Here is an 11,412-nt window from a genome sequence, read left to right as displayed (position 1 = left end):
CGTCAGGGCCATCAATTCGGAGGGCTGCCAGTGCCAGCCCTCCGCCAGGTCCGCCAGCGCTACACGCCAGTTGCGCGGGCGGTATCCGTAAAAGCCGCGAGGACTTGTCCCGCCTTGGTCAGGTCGCGCAGGCCGATCGCGCCGGCCTCTTTCTCGGTCAGGCCGCAGACCTGCACGAGCAGGCGGCGCGTCTTGCCGATTTCGCCGGGGATCGCGTCCAGCTTCTGCAGCTGATCAAGCGTCGGCTCCGTGAAGCCAATGCGTCCCTGCTGTTCGCCGTCGATCATCAGCTGTTTCCACAGCGTGATCCAGATCTTGCCATCCTCGAAAGCAATGCGCTCATCGGTCGCCAGGGAGGCGAAGGGCTCGCCCCATTCCGCGACGATGGCCTTCACCGCGTCGTCGTGATCAATCTCTTTGCTCACGTGGCCGTTCCCTTCATTTCGATCGCTTCCAGCCCCTCGTAGCGCACGGCGATTTCGCCTTGCTCCGTGGTGATGTTGCCTTCGCCCGCATAGGATGCGGTGCGCAGGATGATGGTCTTGCCGTTGGCCAGGTCGAGCGTGACCGTGCCGTCGCGCAGGCTCAGCAGCGACGCCACATCCAAATCACTGCTGTCCGTGATCATCCCTTCGATGAAGGGCACCTGCACGGCGCTGGAGAAGCCGTGCACCCGGTCCGCGCCGACAATGGCTGTCAGTTTCGGCTTGCCGAGGTTGTAGGTGAACACCCCCTTGGCATCCTGTTGGGCACCGTTCACCTTGAAGGTGATGGTGCCGGCGCGCATTGAGCTGGGCATGGTGGTAGCGGCTCCCTCTCGTGGGTTAGGTGCGGAACTGGAACAGCGCCGCCAACACGCGGAACTGGTTCATGCAGGTGGGCGGGATCAGCGCATCCAGGCGGTCGCGATCGGTCAACGAGCGTTCCACGAGCAGGTTGGCGATGAAATCCGCGCGGTTCTGGACGAGCCCCATCTCCTCCCAGAGCGCAAAGCGCGCGATCAATTCGGCCTTGGCGAGCTTCGGCGTCATCACCGGCAGCCCCAGGCCAAACTGCGTGCCGTCTTCCGCGAGCATGTGGCGCGGGTACTTGGTGGCAAACAGCGCGCGCGTGTCGTAGCGCAGGTAGGTGACCGTCTTGAGCGTCTCCACATTGAGGTAGCTCGTATCGGCGATGCCGGTGGTGGTCTCGCGATACTCGGTCACCACCCGGTCGATGCTGACCGTCCCGCCGCTGTCCACCACGAGCGTGGAGATGCCACGGTGCAACAGCAGATCACGCTCCGCCCGCTTGAAGCGGTCCTTGAGCGGGGGCGGCAGGATGCCCGGCAATACCAGCGTCTGCACCGGACGGGAGGGGCTGTTGGTCAGCGAGCGGCAGGAGACGGCCGCCAGCGTCGCAGCCACCACCGGCGGCGGTGAGGGCGAACCAAACCAGCCGGGCACGCTGATATGGGGGCAGTTGCGGTTGCCGCCCGCTGTCAGCAGGTTGTTCAGCGTGTCGCTCAGCGCACGCCAGGCGTGGCAGTCCTGCTGGCGCATCGGCCCGAAGCGAGCCACCAGCTCATCCTGCAACAGCAGCAGGTTCGCGGTATCGTTCCACGGCACGACGAAATCGGTGAACCACATATCGCCCAGCGCGGTGAACACCGTGCTGATGACAGGGTTGGTGGCGCCGGCCGCCATGGGCGTGACCGTGACCGTGATCCCCGGCGGCTGCGCATCGTCATCGTAATAGACGCCGCGGATATCGAAGTCGTTGCCGTTGACGCCCTTGTTCCGGGCGGTGATGTCCACGCGGGCCGGCACCGTGACATTGGCCGCCGTGAACGGGGCATCCAGGTCCGCGTTAATGGCGGCCACCAGCCCGGCCGCGATGCTGGCGGCGGTCGCACCGGCAGCGGCCGCGAACCGGTAGCGTCGCCCTGCCACCATCAGGTTGGCCGGGGCGGCGGCGGTCGCGGTGCCCGCAACCAGCGCCTGGCCCGCAGCGGCGACCGATGCGCCGGCGTCAACCACGCCAATCCCCCATACCTCGACCGTGTCGCTGCCGCGCTTGAACGCTTCCAGCATCAGCGCGAGCTGCGACCCACGGCCGTAGCGCGCGGCGGCCTGGACGGCCGAGGTGCAGACCTGCGGCGTCAGGGGGGTAGCGGTTCCGCCGGCCAGCATCTGGCCCATCACCAGCACCCGCGTCGGGATGATGTTGGCGCCGTTTGCGGCTCGGCTGTTGTCGGCCTCGATGTAGACGCCAGGGGTGCGGGTGTCGATCGGGATCAGGTTGAACGGCACGGTCATGGGGGTTTTACTCCGGGATCAACACGTGATCGGTGGCGTCGGCGGTGGCGTCGGCGGGAAGCGGCGGCTGGACATTGCCGTGCGGCGGGATGTCCCAATTCGCGTGAAAAATGCGGAAGTCGCCGGCGGCCGACAGGTCATCGCGCAGGTCGCGCTGATAGGACGTGGTCCAGTCCAGCCGCACGCCGTGGCACAGAACGCCGGCAAACATATAAGGACCGCTCTCCACCAGCTGGGCGCCCAGCGGGGCGTCCTGCGGCAGCGGCACGTCCAGCAGGCCGCCAAGCGTCACATCGGCCAGGATGGCGAAGCGCAGCTGCTCCACCAGGTTGTCCATGGTTATCTCGGATTGCAGCGCATCCTGGATCGCCATGTAGCCGCGCAGCTGCCAGTCGATCGACAGCTCGTTCGCCGTGCTTCGATACGCGGTTTCGCGATGCCCCACGCGGCGGATGAACCAGCCGCGCAGCTCCGGCTTCCTGTCATACTCGGGCGGCTGCCACATATAGAGTGAGGCGAACCGGGGTTCGGTGGCGGCGTAGCGCTCATATGGATGCACGATGCCGATGCCGGGCACCGCCTGCATGATGGCGCCGATGGCCGCGCGGACCGTCTCCAGCGTCGCGGTGCTCATGCGCCCGCCCTCGCGGCGGCGCGGGCGACGGCGGCGGCGAGGATGCCGCGTGCCGGGGCCTCCACGAAGGCCATGCCGTCGCGGAAGAAGAAATGGCCCTTGGAGCCGTGGCGCGCGATCTTGAAGCGGATCGCGGAAGCCATGCCTTCCGCCTCCTCTCCCGACTTGCCCAGCTTGCGCTGCACCCAATCCAACAGCGGCGCGATCGGTGCCCAATGCGGTTTGCTCCCCAGCTCCAGCGGTGCGGCATATGCGAGCGCGGTGCCCACACCTGCGGTGATGCGGCCACCACCAAGGGTGACGGGCAGCGCGCCGATACTGTCGCGCAGCGTGCCGGCGCCGGAGGTGGGCGTGCGTTCCTTGATTTCGCGTTCGGCGAATAGGCTGATCTCGGCCAGGCCGGCCGACAGCTCCTCGGTCATGACGACGGGGATGCTGGCCATCAGGCCGCGCAGGGCGGCGTCGTCGAGGCGCAGGGAGACTGGCGAGGCCATCAGCGGCGCCGCCGGAAATGGGTCAGGCGGCGGCCGCCGTCACTGGCGGCAAGCGGCTGGGTCGCCATGGCACTGGCCGGCTGCGTGCGGCGCACGTCGATGCCGAGCAGGTCGTAGTAGCGCTGGCGCAGCCGCTCCGCCCGCCTGGCGAAGCTCTCGGGCTTGCTGGCGTGGTTGACCGCATCGGCGGGAATGGTCGGGTTGCCGTCTCCGCTCGTGGTCGCCGCGATCTGGTCGAACAGCACGGCGGCGGCATAGCTTGCCAGCGCTTCGCGGTCGCCATGGGGCACGGTGTCCTCGAATGCGGACAGGACGTGCGAGCGCAGCAGCGTGAGGCGCACCGAATCGCCGGCGGCCAGCGGGCGGGTCAGGATCAGGCAGACGCCGGTGGGCGTGTGATAGTGGCCCCAGGTGGAGGCCGGCAGGAGCGCGGGCGGGATCTGACCCACCGGCACCTCGACGGCGGCGACACGGATGCCGCCGTCCGGGATGGCGAGCTGGGAGCCGCCCTCCGCCACCACGTCCTCGACGCAGCGGCGGGGGCGATCCTTGGTGTATTGGGCGAGCGCCGCGATGATGGCGCGTTCCCGCTGGGCCGGGGTGACGCGTGCCACGTCATCCCGCACCAGGTCATCGGCCAGCAGCTGGAGGTCGGCCAGCATGGTATTAGGGCACCACGGCCTTGGACACGCCGCGCCAGTCGAGCGCGGTGCCGCCGTAGATGTGGCGGATTTTGTAGGTGATGGTGTCGTTCGTGAAGAGCGACCCGACCGAGGGGTTGTCCTGCACCAGCAGCGCCGGCTCTTCCTCGCCATCAAGGAAGCCCACCTCCACCGTGGGGATGTCCAGCGGATCGACCGACACGGCCCAGTCGTTGATATCCGTCCAATACCAGACCGGGATGATGGTTGGCGTGAGCGTCTGGACGAAGGTCTGGTCGAGGTTGGTGTTCCGCCGGAACAGGTTGGATGCCGTCTCCTCAAGCTCCGGCGGCAGCCACAAATACTTCGGCCCGATGCCGAGGGCCTCGGTCGAACCGAATTCCGTCTGCTTGGTCATCGCCAACCGCACAGCGGCATAGCTGACGGCGGACAGGGCGGCGACGGACAGGTTGTTGTGCGTCGCATGGAACAGCGCGACGCCGTCATAGGCGACCGGGTTGCTGCGGAGGAAGTCCAGGACGAACTTCGCCAGCGTGCGCTTGGCGGCGCGGGCCATCTTGACGGGGATGCGCTGGATGGCGCCCACGTCATCGTTCTTGATCATTTCGAGCGTGACGTTCTCGGTCCCGCCCCGCTTGGTCACCGCATAGCTGGCCTTTTCATCGGTGGGGCTGGTCAGCGCGACATAGGGCGCGGACTCCGCGACCGCCGGCAGGTCGCCGTAGCCACCAAAGCGCGTGCGCTCCTGACTGCGGAAGTCGCCCACCGGGGTGACCGTCGCCAGCAGCTTCCACATGTCCAGATCGGTGGCGGCGCGATAGTCGGCGATCATCTTGCGCGTGATGCTGTTGCCGAGCACCGAGGCGAAGGTAGTGCTGGCCAGCGCTTCGGCGAAGCGCACGTTTTCCAGGCGGCCGGTGACGCGGTTGTCGCCGGTCAGCAGGATGTAGCATTCCTTGAAGGAACGGGCGTGCTTGTGGTCCTTATGCTTGGGGTCGAAGAACGCCTCAAGCATGCGCTCGTGCTTCTCGGCCTGGTCTTCACCGATGCGGGTGGACCCGTAGCCGCCGACACCGCCCGGCACGCGACCGACGCCGAGGCTTGCCAGATACTCGCCCTCGGACTGGATGCGACGGGTCAGGGCGGCCTCCGTGAAGTTGGTGTTCCGCAGATCGGCGAGGACGCGGTTCCGCGCGGCGGGCGGCAGGGCGGAGGCCGCGACCTGCGCTCGCATGCGGTCGCGGCGATCCATCGCGGCTTCGATCATGGCGGTGGTGGCGGCCGGCGGGGCGGCGCGCAGCGCGACCAGGACGGCGCGCAGATCGTCCTCGGTGGCGGCGGCGACATCGGCGGGCAGCTTGCTGGGGTCGATGGCAGTGATGGCGGCGATCAGGTCATCGCGCCCCATCGTGGCGGGATCACCGTCAGCCTCGACCGTGCGCCCGGCTGCGGGGGCGGGCGCGATGGCACCGGCCAAGATGGCCTGGAGCGCCTCCACCGTGACCGTGGCTTCGTCCACACCCTCAAGCAAGGCGGGGTTGTTGGCCTTGAGAAAAGCAAGCAACTGGTCGCGGTCCATAGTGGTTCCCTCTCCGGCAGCTTCACGAAAAGCGATGACCTGGCCGCCGGCGCCGGGTTCAACGATCAAGTCCACGGAATTCACCTTCGCGAAGCGCCGCGCGACGCGGACACCTCCCGCGCCGGCAACCGAGGTGCCGGCGACATCGACCGAGAGGCCGAACAGATCGGTCAGGCCGAGGGTGACGGCCTCCCGCAATTTGGTGGCGATGGGATCGGCCTCGCCGAGGATCAGCGTCAGCACCGCTTCAATGGCGCCCGTGTTGGGCTTGCCGCCCTCCACGAAGCGCGGCTCGGAAAGACCGCCGATCAGGTTGCGAACGTCCTTGCCGGCGCCGGCCAGGTGCTCGCGATCGCCCTTCACGAAGACGCGGGCGCCCTGGAACAGCGCAACGGCCTCGCGCAGCACGGCATCGGGATAGAGGTTGCCGTTCGCCGACAGGCCGGCGCGGATCACGCGGACCCGATAGGTGTTGGAAGCGCCGGCGGCGGCCTCCAGGATTGCGCGAAGGGTCATGCGCGGGCCAGCACCAGCTTGGCGCCGGCGGTGGTGACGATGGTGCCGGTCTGGAAATTGACGCCCAGAATGTCGTCCACGGACAGGCCGTGGTGGTCAGCCAGCCATTCCTTCGCGCGCCTTTCGTGCGCCTGGCGGTCATCCTCGCCCAGCCACGCGTCAAGCACGCGGGCGGCCAGGGGCGCATCCGCCTGCGCTTCGCCAGCAGGCGGCGGCGTCACGACATCGGCGGCAGGCGACACCGGCACCGCGTCGGCAACGGGCGGAACCACCGCAGCGTCATCGGCAGGCGGTAGCGTCATCGTATCGGCGGCGGACGACTGCGCCACCGCATCATCGGCAGGCGGCACTTCGCCGGAATGTTCGGGGGACTTCGGGGGACGGGCCAATGCTGCTCTCCGCTCCACCCCAAATCGGGGCGAGACAGGACCATCGCGGCTGGCGGATCGAAACGCGGGAGGAACGGCTTCCCCCGCCTCTTTCCGGGGGCGGGGCGTCCTGCGGGCTGCATGCCCGATCAGGAAGGGGTCATTAAATGCCTTTTAACGGGGGTAGCAGCCGCCGGACGCGCCGGGCCGCTACACACCCCGCCAGATACCGCCTGGCGGCGTCCTGGGGGCCTCCCCGGCGGACCCTAGATTTCGCCGTGGGCGGCAGCCAGGGCGCGCTTGTTTCGGTCGCCCGCCACCTCCTCGGCAGTGAAGGGCCGGCGCGCTGGCACCGACTTCGGCCAGGACGCCATGAATGGCAGCGAGGTGCAACCGCAATTGATCGTCTCGCCGATCGGGCCAGACGGATCGCGGGGGAACATGAGCTGCACCCCGTTCGGCAGGTCGAAGGGCTGATCGACGTCGCGCACCTGGCCGTCGATCGCATCGTGCTCATAGCGGCTGTGCAGCTTCCCCGACCGCCGCCACTGTTTCTGCATCTGCGGCACGAGCTGGACGGCCTGCACCTGGCGGTCATGTGCCGCGACCGAATAGGCGCGGCCGAGGCCGTCGCGCACAACGGTGGTGGCGCGCCGCATCCCGCCTTCCTTCAGCACCAGGTTCACCCGCTGCGCCGCCTCAAACGGCGTCTGTGTGCCGATGGCGGCCTGCGCGATCTCAGTGTTGATCCGGTTCGCGACGCGCGTGGTGATGTCCGCCATGCGGTGGGTGGCGAATTCGCGCATCGATGTCAGCACGCGCATATCCAGCGCCACCAGGCTCCCGGTCAGGTCGATGCCGGCGGCGGCAAGCGGCGCATCCACCTGTGCGACGCCGGCGCCCCAGCTCGCCGCGATTCCCGCCAGCACGCTGTCCGTCGCCGGCGCCGTGGCGGCGACCAGGGCCTTGGATACCTCGCGTTGCAACTCAGTCAGGCGCCAGCGGCGGAAGTCGCTGGGCGCTCCAGCCAGGGTGCTGCGGATGATCTCGGCGGCCGTCTCCAACTGGCGGCGCACCTCGGCCGCCGTGTCCCGCTGCATGCGCACGCCATCCTTCAGGCGGCGATCCCGCTCGGCCGCAAAGCGAGCGGTGCGTTCCTGGTTGGTCACGGGACGCGCGGCTGCGGATCAATCCCGATTCCTGGGGGTGGCGAGGCTGGTGTGCTGCCCGCCGGCGGGATGCCGGGCAATGGCGGGTCCACAAAGGCATCCTCCTCATTGCGCCGCGCCAGCTCCGCCGCCGCCTTGCCCAGCTCCTCCAACGGGTCCACTTCCAGCCCCAACGGCGCCGCCGCCGTCACCACCAGGCGCACCGCGCTCTCGATCGACAACATGTTGGCCTGGACCGCCTGCGCGGCGCCCATCACCACCTGGCCGAACACCGTGGAGAATTTCGCGATGTCCTTCGCGGTCAGCTCGGGGAAGATCGCACGCGGGCGGTAGGCTGGTTCTGCGGCGCGATCGGACACGCCAAGCGCCAACAGCCGCGACCGCACCACGTAGCCGGCCACATCCTCCAGGATCGCACGCCATAGCCGCTGCCGCTGGGTGAACACCTTATAGGTCGGCTCGCCCATGCTGCTGGCGGTGGCCAGGTTCACGTCACCGCCGTCCGCCATCCAGTGCTGCGGGATCGATGCCCCGCCAAGGACATGGTTGCGCACCAGGCGCGTCGCCTCACCGGCATCGGCCGAGTTGAGGGTGGGGGTGAGCAGCTCCCACTCCTCCGCCTCATTGTGAAACCTGACCGATAGCGGCGACGGCGCGGGCGTGGTGCGGGCGCGTTCGTCAATCTGCTCCTGTGTCGCGCCGGTCATTTTGACGTCCCAAGACACTGACCGCAGCACCACGGACCGCTCCACCTCGCCGAACATTAGCTGTTCATGCGCATCCACATGGTCGATCGCCGCCAGCAGGTCGGACCGGCCCCGCACGCCGGAGGACAGGCTGTTGATGCGGAAGAAAAAGCAATCGCCATCCATCGCTTCGCGCAGGGCGATGGTCGCCGGGCTGAACAGCTCGGCCTCCTCCGCCGCATAGATGACGCGCCAGGTCCGCAGCGCCCCATCGCCACGGCTATTGCGTGCTTCCACGCCAATCACCACGGCGTCGTTGTCCGGGTCGGTAATGACCGCCGTGATGCGGGCCGGATCGACCTTGCCCAGGATCACCTGGCCGGTCACCTCATTGCGGATAACCGGCCAGCATTGTTCGCCGAAAATCGCCAGCTCGCGCACATGCGACACCAGGTTGATATCCATGGCATTCAGGGGGTGGTTCCAAAACTTCTCCAGCCATTCCTGGGCATCGGTCGCATCCACCTCCAAGCGCACGCCCTCGCCCAGCAGGAACGACACCGGCAGCTCAATCATGCGATTGGCCAGTGGGTTGGCCTCCCAGACATAGGCGGCCAGCTCCTGCATGCGCTGCTGGTCCATCGGCATGAGGTCGCGCTCACCGACGCGACCGGACAGGCGCGTCCAGCCATTGTCATTGTCCCGACTGGCCGCCGCCGGGTCGGCGGTGGGGGTATCATCCGCCGCCTCCACGAAGCGGGCGGCAGCGCGGGCAGCCACGGCAACGGCCCTTCGCGTGGCGTTGAACAGGCGCATTAACGCATCCTCCGCATGGCGACCGAGCGCCGCCCAAACATCGCCGCACCCATTCCCCCGGCGGTCTTGCCGGGCGGCCTGGCCGAGGTGGCGCCGGCCGATGGCTGGCGGCCGATAGCCGTCATCCAGAGCATCTCCAGCGCATCCAGCCCGTCGTCATGATCCGTCATCGGGTAGTGCCGTAGCTGGTCCAGCAGGGCCGTATGGCCGGCATGGAAGCGCACCACGCCGTTGGCGACATGCGGCTGCAACCGTTCGATGCGCAGCCCCTTGTCGCCCAGGGGGATCACAGGCACCGCCGGCACCGGCACGCCCCGCGCCTGGCCACGCGCGATCAGCGACGTGCGGAAGAATTCCTGAAACTGGACGCTCTCGATCGCCCAGCGGAGGCAGCGATATTCCTCCTCCATGGTGATGATGTCTTCGATGATCCGGTCGGGCAGGCGACGGCGGATCAGCGCTTCCACCACGTCCAGCACGCCGGTCTCCCGGTTCAGGCCACCGATCAGCACGGCGGACGGATCGCGGGCGCGGTTCTGCTTGCCAAGGGAGGGATCGCAGGCGCCGAAGAACACCCAATCGGCCAGCCGATCGACCCAGAAGGTGACGGTGCCGAACAGCGCATCGGTGCTGCTGACCGGGTCATTCTGCTGCTCGCTGTCGAAGGCGGCATGGCCAACCTTCACCCGCAACTTCATCAGGGCGACCAGCGGGCGGACGCCGGGCCAGCTCACGATGGCGCCGGCATCCATGCTGGGCTTCCGGCTGGCATAGAGGGCGTCGGCCGCATCCGGGCCGTCGTTCCGCAGCACCTCTTCCCAGCGGTCCCACAGATCCATCGCATCCGGCCAGCGGACGATGCTGGCGAATTTCGCGGCACGCCAAAGCGGGTTGCGCTGCTTGCGCGCGAGCACGCCATCATAGTGGAGCGTGGTGCCGATATAGATGACGTCCAGCGACCCGTCCGCCGCGCCGACGTTCAGCACCGCCTTGTCCACCCAGCCTTCCAGCTTGTCGCGCTGTTCCGGGCTGCGCACGTTGTCGTCGTTCTCGATATCGTCCAGCACCGCCAGGTCGGGCCGATGCGGTCCGTGGCGACGGCCGCGCAGGCGCTTGCCCGACCCCACGCCCTCGATCTTCACGCCGCTGGCGGTGACGATCACGCCCTCTTTCCAGACGCGCCCCTGGCCGCAGATATCGGGGAAGTCATGGGCAAGGCGGGGGTTCGACACCAGCTCCGCCTTGATGGCCTCCAACATCACGGCGGCCTGGTCGAAGGCGTCCATGAGGATCAGCACATAGTGCTTGGCGCGGCGGGCGATGCACCACAGCGGGAAGAGCTGCGAGCAGATGGTGGATTTCGCCTCGCCACGGGGGGCGGCGATCACATCGTTCTGCCCGGCCGTGGTCGTGAGGATTTCGGGCAGGCGGCGATAGAGGTAATCGTGCAGCCGGGACCGGTGCTGCGGGTTCCGGATGTAGTGCGGGAAATAGGTCCGGCAGAAGAAGGCGAAGCCGTCCGGCGCCAGCGCCTGGCGGCGCCGATCGGCGATGGCCTCCGGGCTGTTGTCCAGGCCAGTGACATCGGCTTCGATGCGGCGGCGCAGCTCTGCTGCGACGTCCGCCATGTCGGCCCGGAATTCGCTGCGCGACCTGGTGCGCAGGCGCGGGCCGCCGGCGGCCGTACCGCTCATGCGTATTCTCGGGCCAGCTCGACCGTGAAGGGTTCCAGTACCTCCAACAGCGCCGAGGCGTGGTGCGGATGCACTTCCGCCGCATAGCGCGACAGGCGCTGGATGACATCGGTAGCCACGCCCAGGCGGTTCATCTGCGGCGATGCCTTGGCGACGGCCGCCATCGTCTTGGTGAAGGCGTCGGCGAGCCGCGACATGATCTCCGCCTTCACCAGCGGGGTAATCTTCGCGTCCGCCTTCACGCCCTCTATCGTGGCCTGATGCAGGGTCAGGTAGTCATCCAGGATCATCTGGGTGATGAGCTGGTTGCCATCGCCGGACAGCCGCGCGGCCGAGCGCGCCCGGTCCCAGTCATCGCCGGCCTGTTCCGCCTCTCGCTTCCAGCGGCGCGCGGTGGCGATGCTGATGCCCGCGCGATCCGATGCGGCATCCAAACCGAGACGGTCATAGACATAGGCCGCGCGGAGCTTGGCTGTCGTTTCCGGGGGATGCGCCAT

12 protein-coding genes are annotated in these 11,412 nt (G+C 68.0%); all 12 read right to left on the bottom strand.

Annotated features, from left to right (window positions below; all coding sequences use genetic code 11):
* Positions 1-59: 59 nt before the first annotated feature.
* The 12 genes from ACQW02_RS25500 to ACQW02_RS25445 all read right to left on the bottom strand — a co-directional run bounded on the left by ACQW02_RS25500 (position 60) and on the right by ACQW02_RS25445 (position 11,412).
* Positions 60-425: a hypothetical protein gene (locus ACQW02_RS25500; RefSeq protein ID WP_431282723.1), complete on the bottom strand. Its 366-nt coding sequence runs from the start codon at positions 423-425 to the stop codon at positions 60-62.
* On the bottom strand, positions 422-787 hold the full coding sequence (locus tag ACQW02_RS25495) for a phage tail tube protein (RefSeq protein ID WP_431282722.1): 366 nt from the start codon (positions 785-787) through the stop codon (positions 422-424). Before ACQW02_RS25495 ends, ACQW02_RS25500 begins: the two co-directional genes overlap by 4 nt.
* Positions 788-824: 37 nt before the next feature.
* Positions 825-2,297, bottom strand: a complete 1,473-nt coding sequence (locus ACQW02_RS25490; protein ID WP_431282721.1) for a phage tail sheath subtilisin-like domain-containing protein — start codon at positions 2,295-2,297, stop codon at positions 825-827.
* Positions 2,298-2,304: 7 nt separating this feature from the next.
* Positions 2,305-2,931, bottom strand: a complete 627-nt coding sequence (locus ACQW02_RS25485; RefSeq protein WP_431282720.1) for a hypothetical protein — start codon at positions 2,929-2,931, stop codon at positions 2,305-2,307.
* Complete coding sequence (locus ACQW02_RS25480; RefSeq protein WP_431282719.1) at positions 2,928-3,425, bottom strand: HK97 gp10 family phage protein; 498 nt, start codon at positions 3,423-3,425, stop codon at positions 2,928-2,930. Before ACQW02_RS25480 ends, ACQW02_RS25485 begins: the two co-directional genes overlap by 4 nt.
* Positions 3,425-4,087 carry a hypothetical protein gene (locus ACQW02_RS25475; RefSeq protein ID WP_431282718.1) on the bottom strand — a complete coding sequence of 221 codons (663 nt, stop codon included), beginning with the start codon at positions 4,085-4,087 and terminating at the stop codon, positions 3,425-3,427. Before ACQW02_RS25475 ends, ACQW02_RS25480 begins: the two co-directional genes overlap by 1 nt.
* A 4-nt stretch (positions 4,088-4,091) precedes the next feature.
* Entirely contained in the window at positions 4,092-6,182 is a 2,091-nt protein-coding gene (locus ACQW02_RS25470; RefSeq protein ID WP_431282717.1) for a hypothetical protein, read from the bottom strand.
* Positions 6,179-6,571: a hypothetical protein gene (locus ACQW02_RS25465; RefSeq protein WP_431282716.1), complete on the bottom strand. Its 393-nt coding sequence runs from the start codon at positions 6,569-6,571 to the stop codon at positions 6,179-6,181. The genes ACQW02_RS25470 and ACQW02_RS25465 overlap by 4 nt, the downstream gene beginning before the upstream one ends.
* A 245-nt stretch (positions 6,572-6,816) precedes the next feature.
* Positions 6,817-7,650: a hypothetical protein gene (locus tag ACQW02_RS25460; RefSeq protein WP_431282715.1), complete on the bottom strand. Its 834-nt coding sequence runs from the start codon at positions 7,648-7,650 to the stop codon at positions 6,817-6,819.
* Positions 7,651-7,715: 65 nt separating this feature from the next.
* Entirely contained in the window at positions 7,716-9,221 is a 1,506-nt protein-coding gene (locus ACQW02_RS25455; RefSeq protein ID WP_431282714.1) for a hypothetical protein, read from the bottom strand.
* Entirely contained in the window at positions 9,221-10,915 is a 1,695-nt protein-coding gene (terL, locus tag ACQW02_RS25450) for a phage terminase large subunit (protein ID WP_431282713.1), read from the bottom strand. Before terL ends, ACQW02_RS25455 begins: the two co-directional genes overlap by 1 nt.
* On the bottom strand, positions 10,912-11,412 hold the full coding sequence (locus ACQW02_RS25445; RefSeq protein ID WP_431282712.1) for a DUF1804 family protein: 501 nt from the start codon (positions 11,410-11,412) through the stop codon (positions 10,912-10,914). Before ACQW02_RS25445 ends, terL begins: the two co-directional genes overlap by 4 nt.

The organism is Humitalea sp. 24SJ18S-53, from assembly GCF_050632385.1.
GTDB lineage: Bacteria > Pseudomonadota > Alphaproteobacteria > Acetobacterales > Acetobacteraceae > Humitalea.
The sequence above is the reverse complement of the archived record's forward strand: the minus strand, read 5'-3'. Positions and strand labels throughout refer to the sequence as shown.